This window comes from Candidatus Roizmanbacteria bacterium (genome assembly GCA_016700135.1).
Classification (GTDB): domain Bacteria; phylum Patescibacteriota; class Microgenomatia; order UBA1406; family GWC2-37-13; genus UBA1450.
The window spans coordinates 227,705-241,842 of the sequence record CP065004.1; the positions used below are offsets into that span (position 1 = coordinate 227,705).

A 14,138-nucleotide genomic window follows, 5' to 3' on the forward strand; every position below is an offset into this window, starting at 1 on the left:
AGTTGAAAAACCATTATAATATATGTATGAAAAAATGGCATTACGGATTGTCGGGATTAGTATCCTTCTATTATTCTCTTTTTATGTATTTCTTCAGTTTATCAATCTGAGAACGTATCAGATCTTCGGCGAGATCATCCTTTGGGTGATCACGGATCGTAATGTCGTTGCATTGACTTTCGACGATGCACCTGCAGAAGGTACTGAAGAAGTCCTGCAGATACTTGATCAGCAAAACGTGAAAGCGACATTTTTCTAATAGGAGAAAATATTGAGAATGATCCTGCGACCGCAAAAAGATTGTTGACGCAGGACATGAGGTGGGGAATCATTCATACTCACATAAAGAATGGTATTTCATTCTCTTTCATTTGTGTCTCAGGAAATCGAAAAACAGATGCTCTTATTCGTGAAACAGGCTACACAAAAGAAATTCATTTCAGACCTCCCTACGGGAAAAAATTTGTCACCCTTCCTGCATCTGAATGCACATGACAGAAAACAATTATGTGGGATGTGGAACCGAATCGTACGATGATATCTCAGGTGATTCAGATAAAATTGTTGACTATGTGATGAAAAATACGAAACCCGGATCAATAATCATCCTTCATCCGTTTTTCAAAAATGAAGAAACAAGAAAAGCCCTTCCTGTAGTCATACAAAAACTGCGTGATAAAGGGTATATGTTTGTAACCGTTTCAGAGTTGTTGGAATATAAAAAATGATCAAACCGACCAAAGCCGAAACCCTGAAGAGTATATCACCCAGATTGATGAGCCGCGAAAGTCTCAGATTACTGAACTTTATGAGCTTATCCGTAAATCTGCCCGACCTCAAGCCTTACATTCAAAGCGGAATGATCGGATTCGGAAAATATCACTACAAATATGGGTCCATCGCGAAGGTGACTGGTTCATGATCGGACTTGCAAGCCAAAAACTATATCTCCGTGTATGTATGCGCCGTGATTGATAATAAGTATCTTGCAGAAGAATATAAAGCGAAACTACCGAAAGCAAATATCGGTAAAAGCTGTATCAGATTCAGGAAAATTGAAGATATTGATCTTGCAGTACTGGAAGAATTGATCCAGAAAGCCCGGGGATCATTACATCAAAAACTACACCTGATCATACCGGAAGCATGACGATATGATCATTTACCATTCCGGTCGCCTGCATATGAGTATAGCAGATCGTCGAACCAACAAACTTGAAACCGCGTTTCAATAAATCGCGGCTCATGGCATCTGACTCTTTCGTTTTGGCTGGAATTTCATGAAGCTCTTTCCATTCATTTCGTATCGGCTTCCCGTTCACAAATTGCCATATATATCTGTCAAAACTCCCGAACTCCTCTTGGATTTGAAGATAAGCCTGAGCATTCGTCACAGCAGCACGGACTTTCAGTTTATTTCGAATAATACCAGGTTTTGAAGCAGTTCCTGAATCTTGCGTTCATCATACCGTGCAATTTTTCGGGATCAAAATTGTCAAACGCAAGGCGGTAATTCTCTCGCTTACGAAGTACGGTGATCCAGGAAAGGCCGGCCTGTGCACCCTCAAGAATCAGCATCTCAAACAGCCGCAGGTCATCATGAAGCGGTACTCCCCACTCTTCATCGTGATAGCTGATATAGAGCGGATCATCTCCGCACCATTGGCATCTAGTTTCCATATGCGTTATAAAATCACACTGTCATCTTCTTTTTGCTCACCGATTTTTTTCGGTGGCAGAACATAAACATCGGTATTATACGAATCTACAAAAACGAATTCTCCTTTCCCGTTGATGACATCTTCATACGGAGCACAATATTTGCACTGGCCTTCCTTGCAGGTATATACATTGAGCTGTCTAGTTACTTTGATTTGACGGGCCACATCAATCACCCGTTCAAATGATGTTTTTCATCGGGTAATTCCTTTTCGGTAAGATCATCATTCCGTTCCAGGTACCAGTAGCTTGCTTTTGAAACCTCACGCTTCTGGGTGTTGGTGACAAGAAGATAGTAAATGGGAAGCTGCAATGAATCACCGTCTTCATCATATTTACTGGTTTTGAAATCAATGATGTGGACACTGTCCGTTTCCGGCAGGTACTCCAGCCAGTCGATTTTTCCGCAAAGAATGATATTGTCCTCTTCGGAAAGCCAATAATGTGGTAAATCTTCTTTAATTTTGACTGCTTTTCTGGCAATCGGCCCGGATTTTTCGTCACGCGGGCAATCATTTCCCGACCTTTTCTTTTATAAATATCTTCCGTATCGGCACTAAAAAACCGCCGCGCTTACCGGTCACATTGTTCCAAGCCTCCTCAAACCGGTCCATGAGAAGGGTACTGAACCTCTGCTCTACGGGAAGCACAGACAGTGATTCGATAACTTCATGTACAGCCTGTCCCAATGCCAAAGGAGCAGACATAATCTTTATTTTATGTCCCGTTTTAGGATCCTGATACACGTGTTTGAGATAATAGGCACGTGAGCACTGAAGAAAGTCATTGATTGAGGTATGAGATACCCATACTGCAGAATACGGATCGTTTGTCATGAAACCATTATACAAAAACACAGCATTCTTTTAAGCTGATTTTCAGCTTCTCACTTATAATAAGAGGTATATACGTATGAAACTACTCGTCATCGAAGATGAACGCCGCATTGCAGATTCTATAAAAAGGTCTTGAACAGGAACATTTTGCAGTCGATGTAGCATATGAAGGGCAACAGGATACGATCTTGCTTCAACGGAAGAGTATGACTCCATTATCCTCGATCGCATGCTCCCAGAAAAGACGGTATGGAAATCTGCACTGAGTTAAGACAGCACGAAAATCATACTCCGATTCTCATGCTGACTGCGAAAAGTCAGATTAATGACAAAGTGGAGGGGTTGAACTGCGGGGCTGATGACTATCTTTCAAAGCCCTTCTCATTCGAAGAACTGGTTGCACGGGTCCGTGCTTTGACAAGACGCCCAAAAATGCCGTAGGAACGGTTTTGCAGGTTGAGGATGTGACTCTTGATACCGTTTCTCAGCAAACAAAACGGGGAAAAACGGAAATTCAACTCTCACACCGTGAATATACATTACTTGAGTATTTTTGAGAAACAAAAACAGAGTACTTTCAAAAGATCAAATTATTGCAAATGTGTGGAGTTTTGAGTCCGACGTCCTCCCCAACACCGTCGAAGTCACCGTCAGAAATCTGCGGAATAAAATTGAAAACCGTTTCCGAAGAAACGGGAGATTATCGAAACGATACGGGGATTCGGATACAAAATTACAGATCATACTTAAATGTTCCGTTCAGCACGATTCAAACTAACGGCATGGTATCTCCTCATTATTATGTCCGTAAGCATCCTTTTTAGCGGCATCATATACCGTGTCCTGACACTTGAAATTACCCGATTTGACCGTATGCACCGCACGCGGATCCAGGAACAGCTTGAAGAAGGAAGGTTTATTCCCTTGCCGCCCGGACAACAGCGATTACGTGCAATGATGGAAGATCCTGAATTGGTTGAAGAGTCCAAAGATCGCGTTCTCTATGCTTTAATTGTCCTGAATAGCTCAATTTTTGTCATTTCCGGTGTGCTCGGGTACTTGCTCGCCGGTCAGACACTTCTTCCGATCAAGGAAATGACCGATGAGCAGAAGCGTTTCATAAGTGATGCCTCGCATGAAATCAAAACTCCGCTTACTTCGCTTAAAACAGCCTTTGAGGTTTTTTACGCAGCAAAAAGAAAACTATTACAGAAGCTCAAAAAATCATACAGGACAGTATTGCCGAAATTGATAAGCTTCAATCTCTTTCTGATGCACTCCTCAGACTCTCGAACTTTGAAAACCGAATCCGTCTGTATTGACGACATAATTTCAATAGAAACCGTTGTAAATGAAGCTACGAAAAAGGTATCCTACCTTGCTAAATCGAAACATATTGCAATTAAACACGCAGGAGATTCATTTACTATGAAGGGAAACCGGGATTCGATCGTTGATCTGGTGGTTATCATTCTGGATAATGCTATTAAATACAGTTCTGAAAAGTCTGTGATTGATATCAAAACAACAAATGTATTTTCGGCCGGAACGATTGAGATTCAGGACTATGGGATGGGTATTGATAAAAGATCTTCCGCATATTTTTGAACGATTTTACCGGTCTGACCGGGCACGGACAAAATTAAACGGAAACGGTTACGGTCTTGGATTATCTATTGCCAAAAATTGTCGAGATTCACAAAGGTCAAATTTCCGCTTCTTCTGAGCCGAAAAAGGAACAGTCATTTCCATCCGGTTCCCTATCACAACTGTCTAATCTTCTTTAAGCTCTTTTTCAGATTGACTTCGTATAGTAATGATATGAAAGGAGGTGAAACATACATGGAAAAAAAAATTATACTTCCGGTAGCAGTATTGCTGATCACAGGAGCCGCTTTCTTCGGAACTGCAGCTTATGCTCAAGTCAACCAAAATAATCAGGGAAATATGGCTCAGGAACTTGCTCAAAAGCTGGGAATCGATGAGGCAAAGTCCAAACAGCATTCGACGAAATCAGAAATGAACATCGGCAGGAAATGCAGGCTCAATTTACTGAGCGTCTCAACCAGGCTGTGGCTGAAGGAAAGCTGACTGAAGATCAGAAAATCTGATACTCAAAAACATGAAGAAATGCAGGCTCAGCGTGAAACAGAACGGAGCAGGTACAAAATATGTCCCGCGAAGAACGAAGAGAATTCATGGAGACAAGACGTGAAGAAATGCAGGCATGGGGAGAATCAAACGGTATCGACCTACAATATTTGATGGGCCCTCAGGGCGGTCAAGGAAAGGGAATGGGAATGCACGGCGGATGGAATAAATAAAGGAATTCCCGAAACTTGAATAACTCCTTAAGGACGCTTAAGGAGTTATTTTATTGTAAATACTTCTTTCCCTGCTTCGTTTCAAGTAGTCCAAAAGCTCAGATATCCTGACTGACGCTCCGCAAACCACTTTGTCAGCCCCTCCGTAATACAAATGTATCATATCTCCTTTACGATCTGACCGCAAGGGAATACAACATTGTTGACAATCCCTTCACGTTCATAGACATACTCTGGTTCAAGAATCGGATATGGTGCTCTGCCGAGCACTTTGTGACATCATGCAGATCAAGCAGTATCACACCCAGCGATAATGCCGGTCGATTGCACTTATGCCGTGATAGAAAATAATCCAGCCTTCTTCTGTCTTGACTGGAGGGCCGTTTACCCCGATTTTTACGGCATCCCATGTCCCCTGCTGGGGAGTTATCTTCCCTATTGAGCCAAGAAATGCTCCGTTCTCAAAATCAAGGTTTTCCATTTCAGCGATAATGATATCTGGTTCAATACGGTGAATAAAGATGTATCTGCCGTCTACTTTTCGGGAAATAAAATACCGTCTTTATCACGCACCTCAGGTGGAGATATTATTTTGGGATATGCCCATGCATCCCAGTTGCGGGCAAGGAATTCCGTGACAGGAATTGAGGTCATTGCAAGCGCGGCAACAAACCGTCAAACGCCGTGTACAACATATAGAGCGTATCATCGATTTGTGTGATTCTGGGATCCTCAGCTCCTGCCATCATACCCTTTTCTCTCGGAAGCTCATATTCCGATCTCAACGGATAAATCTGTCCGGTCAAACGCTCATCGATATGATATCCGTCCGCACTGACAGCCAGACCGATATATGACTGGTTGTCCTCAGACATTGTTCTGTAGACTATATAAACAATATCATCTATTTCAATTGCCGCCGGATTGTATACGGCTTTGCTCTCCCACGGATGCTCGGGGATTGCCTTCAAGATTGGATTGTAGATAAATTTATCGCATTTAAGTGTGGCCGGAGCATTGATCTCAAACCGGGACATGAACTCCTGCAGATTACCTGTTGCAACTGCGCAGTAGCTGTCAGCTGCACCATAATAAACCCGTATTTCATCATCAACAATAAGAGCACCCTCCGGAAAAACGACATCCTGTATCTGCCCTGTCTTTTCATAACCTTCCTGCGGAGTAAGCAGTGATTTCTCGATTCGACCTACCAAATGCTTCGGGTTTTCCAGATCAAGAAGTGCGGCTTCAATGCGGAATTCTTTTTCAACATTCTGGCTCAGATAATGTTTGATATACGAGTAAACAAGAACCCATCCTTTATCTGTTTTCAAAGGCGTTGCTCCGATCTCAACCTGATCACTATTTATCCTTCTTAGATTGACAACATGATCATGAAGATTGTCGCACCACTTCTTCCAGAAGGCTTGATCCCAAAGTGTTGAGAGTTCTTCGAACTGAGCTATTCCGATCTGTGAAGGCGGCAGGTCGCTGTTTGCCGTGACAAGCACTGTGTATTTGCCGTTAATCTTTTCCGGGAACATCACCATAGCTTTCGCATTAAACGGTGTTACCAGATGTTTCTCGGTAATCGTCTCAAGATCATCAGAGATTGCAACCGCAACGTGAATCCCCTGTGCATTGGGTGGCCAATTCCCTAAAGCCGTATAAAAAATCAGATATTTCCCGTCTATCTTCACTACCCGGGGATCCTCACAACCGAACATCTCCCACTGATGATACGGCTGGATAAACAGTTCCCGCTTGTCAAAATGAATGCCGTCACGGCTTACTGCTTTTCCGATTACGGAGAGTCTCAATTTCTTCCCTTTATGAATTTGCTCCTCCCCCATTGCACGATAAAACATCACATACTCATCTCCGTGACGGATCACACTCCCGTTAAAAGCGGCATATGACTCCCAGGGATTGTCTGGATTTGGTTTAAGAATAGGATTATCTTTATGTCTTGTTAGCATTATTGATAGAGTACCTCATGAATTTCAAAGGAGTGAAGCTGAGGGGTTTCATTTGATTTCAGTTGATTCAGGAACTCATCTACAACGGCAGTTGCGACACACACATGTGAATCCGCGCCGCCGTAGTACACGAAAAGAGTATCTTTGATGATGACTGCACCGCATGGATACACAATGCCCGGTTTGAAACCGACATTTTCATAGTGCTCCATCGGCTCGACAATCGGATGATCTGTCCTGTACAGTACTTTTGTCGGATCATCAAGATCCAGAAGCATTGCTCCGATGAGGTATTTACTGTCATCGCGGTCATCAACACCATAGTAAATCAGCAGCCAGCCGTCTTTTGTCTTCAAAGGCGGCGCCCCGGCACCGATCTTCCGGCTATCCCACTTGTCGGGCCGGACCTTTATCTCATGTTCCCCTTTCAGGAAATTTGTTTGTCCGTCAAAGTTCAAATCATCGACAAAATCAATCTGTATGTTCGGAAAAACACGATGGAAGATCACATATTTCCCGTTTATTTTTTCAGGCAGAAGACATCCGCTTTTATCTACGACTCCCGGTTTTGAGATAAGAACCGGTTTCTCCCAGTTCCATCTTTCATTCAAGAAATCGTTGATATGTATGGATGTCAGTGCAAGACGCGGCGGAGACCAGCCGTCAAAAGCCACATACGTCATATACACACGATCCCCAATCTGGGTGACCCGCGGATCTTCACAACCGCCGTAACTTCCTCCAGACATGAAGTCATAATTTGCATCCCCGCTGTCATTTTTTCAAAATCTTCCTGAGGTGCAAAGACGGGGACAGGAGATCTCCGGTCAATCGCTACCCCGTCTGCAGAAGATGCATATCCGACGGCAGAAACATAGTCATATCCCTGAGCTCTGTACAGAATGTGAACTTTTCCGCCCGCATACAAGGCTGCGGGATTGAATGTCGTAAAGGATTCCCACGAATTGTCTTCATTCGGAGCAATAATGGGATTAGCAATATGCTTGTTCAGTTTATATTTCCGGATTTTCTGAGGATCGTAGAGAAATCCAGTGTGAGATACGGCATAAATGACTTCATTGTTCACAAACCAGTAGCTGACGATTTTGTCATCAAGAATAACCGATCCTAAGGGGAATAACGAGCCTTCCTTTCCAGATTTTTTTTGTTCCCAGATCGGTTCTTCAAGTTCCCAGATCAGCTCTTCCGGATTGTCTTTATCAAAAAGGGCAAGATATGCTTCATAATGCTGCTGTCCGTCCTGTATCTGCTTACTGAAAAACAAAACAAGGTTGCCGTCAGGCCTCTCAAATACATTGGAAAGTTCGAGCGGTTTTGCCGAAATAATAAGAGGCTTTTCCTGAGGCTGCCACCCTGTTTTGTCATCAAAATAGGCTATTCCAATACTTCTGTCACCGAAATATACTGCTTTCTTTTTTGTTTTTTTTCCTTCCGGGTATGGCGACAGCAAGAGGTAAATTCTCATCACGTTCTTCTTTTTCAGCATGTCCGGTCAAGTTGAAGTTGAAACCGTCTTCACTTGAGGAAGCCCAGATTTCCCCGGTTTTCTTCTTCTTGTATTGATAAATCAGTTTTTTATCTTTTTGAAATATACGAAGCGGAATGTCGTCGGGAGAAACAAGAGATGTAACAAAAAATTTTCGTAATTTAAGTTTTATTGCATCAAGAGAAGTCATGGCCGTGTGAAAATACAAGGTATACCTTCATCATACAATGATAAAAATTCTTTTACAATATGAAAATTTGGAAAGTACTAAAACCCTAAAAAAAGACTATTTCAAAGGAATTTTTATGATCCGGTCATCTGTCTCTCCAGGATTCCCCCGACCGTCCTTATTACTTGTCGCAATATACAAATAATTATCCGGGCCGAGTGCGGCAACACGAAGCCTTCCGTACTCATCATTCAGAAGCTGACTTAACTCACCAAGTGACTCGCCCTGAATGGATACTTCGTAGAGAGATCTCCCGCGGAGACCGACAAAGTAAAGTGTATCCTGAACGATTGCGGCACCGGCGGGTGCCCAGGTGTCTGAGGAACCTGAATTAATAACCGGTGCAATCATCTCACCTCTCGTTTCCGTCCCTTGTATATCGGGCCAACCGTAATTTCCTCCTGCCCGGATCAGGTTGACTTCATCAAACCCGGACTGAATACCAGATCTCCCGTGCTCTGTCGACCAAAGCTGACCTCGTGCGTCCCATGCCAAACCCTGAGGGTTGCGGTGACCGTACGAATATACCAAATTTTCAAATGGATTCCCGGGAGCCGGTGCCCCAGTTTCGGTAACCCGAAGGATTTTGCCTGCTAAAGAATCAGTATTCTGGGCAAGTGAAGGGTTCTGAGCATCACCGGTCGTGATATACAGATACCCGTCAGGTCCGAATGCAATCCGACCTCCGTTATGATTTTGCGCTCCGGGAATATTATCAATAATGGTTTCCTCATCTGAAAGTGCGGTATTGTCATATGTCATTCTGACGACTCTGTTTTTTGTACCGTTCTCATCACCTGAATAGGTATAGTACAAATAAACGTAACCATTTTTCTCAAAATCCGGATGAAGAGCCATTCCCATAAGACCGCCTTCACCAATCTCCCGGGCATCGGTAATTTCCAAGATCGGCTGCGATGATAATTGTCCTGAAGGATCAATATATCGTACTGTTCCTTTTCTTTCTGTGACAAGCATGCTCTTGTCGGGAAGAAATACAATCTCCCATGGAGTATCGAGATTTTCTGCTACGACTGATTGTTTGCGCGGTGAGCTTTCAGCAATCCGGCTTGCAGGGGATGTGGCGGGTGACCTGGGTTTTCTGTCCAGATAAAGATATATTCCTGAAAAGATCAGCGTGACAGCCACAAGAATGATCCAGCTTTTATTCATAAAATGAAGTATAAAAAGCAATTATCAAAATTGTGTAATGATTATGAAACTTGCAGTACAAAAGCCCTGTGATGAAGAAATCATTTTACCGGTTTGACCGGAAGTTCAACGATGAAAGTGGAGCCTTTACCCGGTTTGCTTTTCAGGTGTATCTTCCCTTCATGCGCGGCAATGATCTGGTGTGTAATATACAGTCCGACACCCAACCCTTTGATGTTCCCGTGACCGTTTCCGCGTTCAAATCGCCCGAAGATCTTACTTTGCATATTCTTGGGAATACCCAAACCCCGGTCCTGCACAATAATATTGTACCGATCTGACTTTTTCTCGATCTTTACATCAATCGGTTTGTTGTCTCCGTATTTGATCGCATTCGTGAGCAGATTGGTAATCACCTGCTCTATGCGGACTTTATCATAAATGCCGACGCATGATCCTTTTATGTCGGTGGTGATCGGATGGTCGGGTTTGCGCATCGAAATTTTGACATGCTCGACCGCTTCTTTGACAATCACGGCAAGATCAATCTCTGTCGGTTCCAATTTCATTCTTCCTGTCGTAATCAAAGAAACATTTGATAAATCAGAAATCATTTTTGAAAGCCGGTCGGTCTGCTGTTCGACACTTTCAAGCATGTCCATGAGCTTTTGAACGGAAAAATTGGCTAGTGACACGTTTCTGATATTATGAAGCGCTCTCTGAATCTGCAGAAGTGATAGAGTCAAAGGAGTTTTCAATTCGTGACTGGCAATGGATAAAAACTCATCACGTGCCTTTATCTCGGCCTTAGCAAGTTGATTTCTCTCTTTCTCATCGCGGATAAGATCAAGAAATATATTATGTCTTTTCTTGTATTCTGATACTTCATCTGTACGCTTTGCCTTGTTCAGGAGAAAGATAACTAAATAATTAACCCACATGAATAAGGCGACATTGACTGCCGTCCCTATATACTGCTGAAACGGAAGCTGAAATGACGGAAGAAAGAAATAGACATATCCTGTGGTACATACGGCAAGAGCTACCAAACCGATTCTTGTAGTCCCGAACCAGCCGCTCAATATGACGGGAATACTCAGGAGCAGAAACGGATCAATATCCATATATCGTCTGACGAAAAGAGTTACTGCAACTATGAAAAGACTGCCGGATACGGTCCCTCCGAACTGCAAGATTTTCTCTTTTACATACTTCCCGTCTGCCGTCGAGAAGTAGTTTCGTAAGGTTGTGAGGTAATGTGAAGCCATCATAATATTAGAGCGTATCAATTATATAGGAGCCTTTCAGAGAAAACAATTTTATATCATTAACCGATGTGTATTGTCTTTATCCTGCCAAAAAATAAGGTACACTATTGAAATACCATGAACAGTCAGTCACTTTCCCGTTTTATCTGGTTGTCGATTGCAGCCGCCGTAGTTACTATCAGTTTGAAATCACTTGCGTACTTTGTCACGGGTTCCGTCGGACTGCTTTCTGATGCGCTCGAATCAATTATCAATCTGGTCGCTGCCGTGTTTGCGCTTTTTATGCTCAAACTGGCGGAAAAGCCTGCGGATAAAGATCATCTTTACGGACACACAAAAGCCGAGTATTTTTCCAGCATATTTGAAGGAACCCTCATTGTGATAGCGGCCGTTACAATCGGGTACAGCGCAGTAGAACGCCTTTATAACCCTCAACCTATCCAGCAGGCAACAATCGGAATCGGGATTTCGGCAATCTCTACATTAATCAATCTTGTCGTGGCTCTCACACTGTTACGGGTAGGAAACAAATACAAATCCATTACACTCGTTGCTGACGGACATCATCTCATGACCGATGTCTGGACGTCAATCGGAGTCGTGGCCGGAGTCGCTCTGGTCTGGGTGACTGATATCCAAATTATTGATCCGATTGTCGCACTTGTAGTCGCGGCAAATATTATCAGGACGGGATACTATATCCTGAGACAGTCAATGATGGGTCTTCTTGATGTATCACTGCCTGAAGATGAAATGCGGAAAATTAAACAAATTTTAAAAAAATATCACGAAACTAACGGGATATCATTTCACGGACTCCGAAGCCGCCAATCGGCGACACGGAAATTCATGTCCGTCCATATCCTCGTCCCCGGAACCTGGTCAGTCCAGAAAGGCCATGATCTTCTTGAAGAGATAGAAAAAGATCTGCGGAACTCTCTTCCTGGAATTACAGTATTTACTCATCTGGAGCCGATTGAAGATCCGAAATCACACGAAGATATTTCTCTTGATAGAGTGCAGTAACACCTGGTCTTTTATAACTCACCTTCAGTTTATCTATTCTCTCGATTTTTGAAAAGAAGCAAGTACAATCCTATCGTCGGGATGCGGACAAGATGCAAAACCAAAAGTGCATGTGCCGGTGAAAAGACATCGGCAAAAGCACCGAGAAGATATGCAATTATTCCGAAAAAAATACTGCCGACAAATGAGTTCAAAGAGCCCATCGTTGCCCGCTGCTTTTGGGTAAATTCTTTTTGCATGAGTGAGTTTTCAGATACCGATGCCACACCGTACGTAAGTGATGTCGAAGACATGAGTACGGGAGAAAGAACGGAAGGAAAAGCCACAGCAATAATATTGACAAGGCGTGAATAAAGATCTGTCACAAACAGGAGTTTCGGTGCTCCGAATTTTTTAATAATCTTCCCGCTATACCAGAAACTGGCCGTAGCTCCGATATTTGAAAAAGTTTTTGCTATTCCGATCGCCCATACCGGCCAAAGCGTATTGTAAAACGCGGCCTGAAATAAGTACGAAGCTTCTCCGAATCCGAATGAAAGAACTGAAGTAATGCTCAGCAACCTGAGTTTATAATTTTTTACAAATATACGGGCCGCTTCTCCGATATGCTCATAGATATTCCCGGTTTCTTCCGTTTGCACCTCAGGATCGATAATACGAAAGGCTATCAAAAGACATGCTAACTGTGAAAGGACAGAAAGCCACATTACCAGCGGAAATGACCAAACAGCAATAATTCCACCGACCACGGCTGATATTCCCAGTGCTATCTGAAACATTGAATCCAGCTGCCCTACATACTGATCATATTCATCCTCTCTGCCCTCCTGCGACAATGTATCATGCAAAAGTGCATCGTTGTTCCCGCTGTAAAATGACCGTGACAATCCTTCAAGAACCGCGCCGATCACAAGTATCCAGAATGATTGACCGACAGCATAAAACACTGAATACAGGACCGCTGCTGCCGCTCCGAAAATGATTGTTTTCCTTCTTCCGACAAAATCGGAGAGCACACCGGTCGGGACTTCAAAAAGCGCCGATGATACCATTGTGATGGAGAAAATACTCATCCCGAGAGCATACGAGCCGGTGACCTGGGCAAAATAGATGATAGCGATCGGTGCATACAGCCTGAGATCGGTAAAGAAATTAAACCACTTCAATAGTTTTATATTGTTCTGAAGAGACATACGATAATTATAGCAGGAGTTATTACATTGTATCTTTCTTCAACATAATGACAGTATTTATACTGTCTCAAGATAGTTACAAGTAGTATGCCAGATGTTGCTGGTATTATGACTCACACCATCTTTTTACAGCGTCCTCCAATGACTTTACAAAAAGATACTCCCCCCGTTTGTTACTTTCATAAATGAACTCTTTCAGTATTTTGCTGGGATAAGCTTCAAAATCTCCGATTACGGCAAGCTTTACGAAGTATGTCGTGAATTTTTGAAGAATTGATCCCAGTTTCCTTGTACTGAGATCGAAGAAATCCCTTTCAAAATTGGAGTCAGACAAAACAATATATTGAGCCCCGGCATTTGCCATAAGATCCAGCGCATCCTGTTCATTTCTGATGAGTATATCATCCGATATGACTTGGACAATTTCATGCTCGCCTGCCGCGATTCTTTTGAGTTCCATACTCTGATAATAACAAATATTGCTGTAAAAGCAAAAATCAATATATCGCTTGACAATATATCGACTGTCGATATATAATACTTTTATGCATCAGTCATTATCACAATCTGAGTTTTATATACTGCTTTCTCTTGCCATAAAAAACCGGCACGGATACGAAATTATGAAGCAGGTAGAAAAAGATTCAGGAAAAAAAGTTCTTCTCGGTCCCGGAACGCTATACGGATCAATCAAGCGTATGCTTGAATCCGAACTTATTCACGAAGTCCCCGGTGACAATGCCAGACGCAAATATTATGCACTAACCGAAAAAGGCAGACAGTCATTGTCTTTTGAACTACAACGATACAACGATGCCGTGGAGCTTGCAAAAAGGAAAGACATATTCAAAAATCTCGGGCTTGTTCAGTTGGCCATTTAATGTATGGATTCTAACACAATACTG

The 14,138-nt window shown here is 42.8% G+C and carries 21 protein-coding genes and 2 pseudogenes; 9 read left to right on the forward strand and 14 right to left on the reverse strand.

The window, feature by feature from the left end:
• The first annotated feature begins 22 nt into the window (after positions 1–22).
• From IPM65_01260 to IPM65_01270, 3 genes are all read left to right on the forward strand, one after another.
• A complete protein-coding gene (locus IPM65_01260) occupies positions 23–259 on the forward strand; it encodes a polysaccharide deacetylase family protein (protein ID QQS44214.1) in 237 nt (78 codons plus the stop codon).
• Between the two features lie 232 nt (positions 260–491).
• A complete protein-coding gene (locus IPM65_01265; protein ID QQS44215.1) occupies positions 492–728 on the forward strand; it encodes a hypothetical protein in 237 nt (78 codons plus the stop codon).
• A 239-nt stretch (positions 729–967) separates the two neighbouring features.
• Positions 968–1,150 carry a DUF1801 domain-containing protein gene (locus tag IPM65_01270; protein ID QQS44216.1) on the forward strand — a complete coding sequence of 61 codons (183 nt, stop codon included), beginning with the start codon at positions 968–970 and terminating at the stop codon, positions 1,148–1,150.
• On the opposite strand, the pseudogene IPM65_01275 reads toward IPM65_01270, so the two are convergent.
• The 4 genes and pseudogenes from IPM65_01275 to IPM65_01290 all read right to left on the reverse strand — a co-directional run bounded on the left by IPM65_01275 (position 1,134) and on the right by IPM65_01290 (position 2,555).
• Positions 1,134–1,680, reverse strand: a pseudogene (locus IPM65_01275) (DNA-3-methyladenine glycosylase I). The gene IPM65_01270 and the pseudogene IPM65_01275 sit on opposite strands and share 17 nt — an antisense overlap.
• Positions 1,681–1,685: 5 nt before the next feature.
• A complete protein-coding gene (locus IPM65_01280; protein QQS44217.1) occupies positions 1,686–1,886 on the reverse strand; it encodes a hypothetical protein in 201 nt (66 codons plus the stop codon).
• A gap of 5 nt (positions 1,887–1,891) precedes the next feature.
• Positions 1,892–2,203: a PD-(D/E)XK nuclease family protein gene (locus tag IPM65_01285; protein QQS44706.1), complete on the reverse strand. Its 312-nt coding sequence runs from the start codon at positions 2,201–2,203 to the stop codon at positions 1,892–1,894.
• A gap of 28 nt (positions 2,204–2,231) precedes the next feature.
• Positions 2,232–2,555: a PD-(D/E)XK nuclease family protein gene (locus IPM65_01290; GenBank protein ID QQS44218.1), complete on the reverse strand. Its 324-nt coding sequence runs from the start codon at positions 2,553–2,555 to the stop codon at positions 2,232–2,234.
• Between the two features lie 76 nt (positions 2,556–2,631).
• Here IPM65_01290 and IPM65_01295 point away from each other — a divergent pair.
• The 4 genes and pseudogenes from IPM65_01295 (at position 2,632) to IPM65_01310 (ending at position 4,879) form a co-directional block, all read left to right on the forward strand.
• Positions 2,632–3,305 (forward strand): annotated as a pseudogene (locus IPM65_01295) (response regulator transcription factor).
• Positions 3,306–3,356: 51 nt separating this feature from the next.
• Entirely contained in the window at positions 3,357–4,163 is an 807-nt protein-coding gene (locus IPM65_01300) for a HAMP domain-containing histidine kinase (protein QQS44219.1), read from the forward strand.
• Between the two features lie 234 nt (positions 4,164–4,397).
• Positions 4,398–4,646, forward strand: coding sequence for a hypothetical protein (locus IPM65_01305; protein QQS44220.1), 249 nt, complete (start codon positions 4,398–4,400; stop codon positions 4,644–4,646).
• 80 nt (positions 4,647–4,726) lie between these two features.
• Complete coding sequence (locus IPM65_01310) at positions 4,727–4,879, forward strand: hypothetical protein (protein QQS44221.1); 153 nt, start codon at positions 4,727–4,729, stop codon at positions 4,877–4,879.
• A gap of 159 nt (positions 4,880–5,038) precedes the next feature.
• Here IPM65_01310 and IPM65_01315 read toward each other — a convergent pair whose 3' ends face one another.
• From IPM65_01315 to IPM65_01350, 8 genes are all read right to left on the reverse strand, one after another.
• Positions 5,039–5,149 carry a hypothetical protein gene (locus IPM65_01315; GenBank protein ID QQS44222.1) on the reverse strand — a complete coding sequence of 37 codons (111 nt, stop codon included), beginning with the start codon at positions 5,147–5,149 and terminating at the stop codon, positions 5,039–5,041.
• Positions 5,150–5,177: 28 nt separating this feature from the next.
• The gene (locus IPM65_01320; GenBank protein QQS44707.1) at positions 5,178–5,429 is read right to left on the reverse strand and encodes a hypothetical protein; all 252 of its coding nucleotides are present in this window, start codon (positions 5,427–5,429) and stop codon (positions 5,178–5,180) included.
• A 100-nt stretch (positions 5,430–5,529) separates the two neighbouring features.
• Positions 5,530–6,858: a hypothetical protein gene (locus tag IPM65_01325; protein ID QQS44223.1), complete on the reverse strand. Its 1,329-nt coding sequence runs from the start codon at positions 6,856–6,858 to the stop codon at positions 5,530–5,532.
• Positions 6,858–7,547, reverse strand: a complete 690-nt coding sequence (locus tag IPM65_01330) for a hypothetical protein (protein ID QQS44224.1) — start codon at positions 7,545–7,547, stop codon at positions 6,858–6,860. The genes IPM65_01325 and IPM65_01330 overlap by 1 nt, the downstream gene beginning before the upstream one ends.
• Positions 7,538–8,344, reverse strand: coding sequence for a hypothetical protein (locus IPM65_01335; GenBank protein QQS44225.1), 807 nt, complete (start codon positions 8,342–8,344; stop codon positions 7,538–7,540). The genes IPM65_01330 and IPM65_01335 overlap by 10 nt, the downstream gene beginning before the upstream one ends.
• Positions 8,271–8,555, reverse strand: coding sequence for a hypothetical protein (locus IPM65_01340; GenBank protein ID QQS44226.1), 285 nt, complete (start codon positions 8,553–8,555; stop codon positions 8,271–8,273). Before IPM65_01340 ends, IPM65_01335 begins: the two co-directional genes overlap by 74 nt.
• A 96-nt stretch (positions 8,556–8,651) precedes the next feature.
• Positions 8,652–9,767, reverse strand: coding sequence for a PQQ-dependent sugar dehydrogenase (locus tag IPM65_01345; GenBank protein QQS44227.1), 1,116 nt, complete (start codon positions 9,765–9,767; stop codon positions 8,652–8,654).
• Positions 9,768–9,847: 80 nt separating this feature from the next.
• Positions 9,848–11,014 carry a HAMP domain-containing histidine kinase gene (locus tag IPM65_01350; GenBank protein QQS44228.1) on the reverse strand — a complete coding sequence of 389 codons (1,167 nt, stop codon included), beginning with the start codon at positions 11,012–11,014 and terminating at the stop codon, positions 9,848–9,850.
• Between the two features lie 117 nt (positions 11,015–11,131).
• On the opposite strand from IPM65_01350, the gene IPM65_01355 reads away from it, so the two are divergent.
• On the forward strand, positions 11,132–12,040 hold the full coding sequence (locus tag IPM65_01355) for a cation transporter (protein ID QQS44229.1): 909 nt from the start codon (positions 11,132–11,134) through the stop codon (positions 12,038–12,040).
• A gap of 29 nt (positions 12,041–12,069) precedes the next feature.
• On the opposite strand, the gene IPM65_01360 is transcribed toward IPM65_01355, so the two are convergent.
• Together IPM65_01360 and IPM65_01365 are read right to left on the reverse strand one after the other, a co-directional pair.
• Positions 12,070–13,233: an MFS transporter gene (locus tag IPM65_01360; protein ID QQS44230.1), complete on the reverse strand. Its 1,164-nt coding sequence runs from the start codon at positions 13,231–13,233 to the stop codon at positions 12,070–12,072.
• Positions 13,234–13,339: 106 nt separating this feature from the next.
• Positions 13,340–13,693 (reverse strand): DUF4180 domain-containing protein, encoded by a 354-nt coding sequence (locus IPM65_01365; GenBank protein ID QQS44231.1) that lies wholly within the window; start codon positions 13,691–13,693, stop codon positions 13,340–13,342.
• Between the two features lie 85 nt (positions 13,694–13,778).
• Between IPM65_01365 and IPM65_01370 the strand changes: the two genes are divergently transcribed.
• Positions 13,779–14,114, forward strand: a complete 336-nt coding sequence (locus IPM65_01370; protein ID QQS44232.1) for a PadR family transcriptional regulator — start codon at positions 13,779–13,781, stop codon at positions 14,112–14,114.
• Positions 14,115–14,138 lie beyond the last annotated feature (24 nt).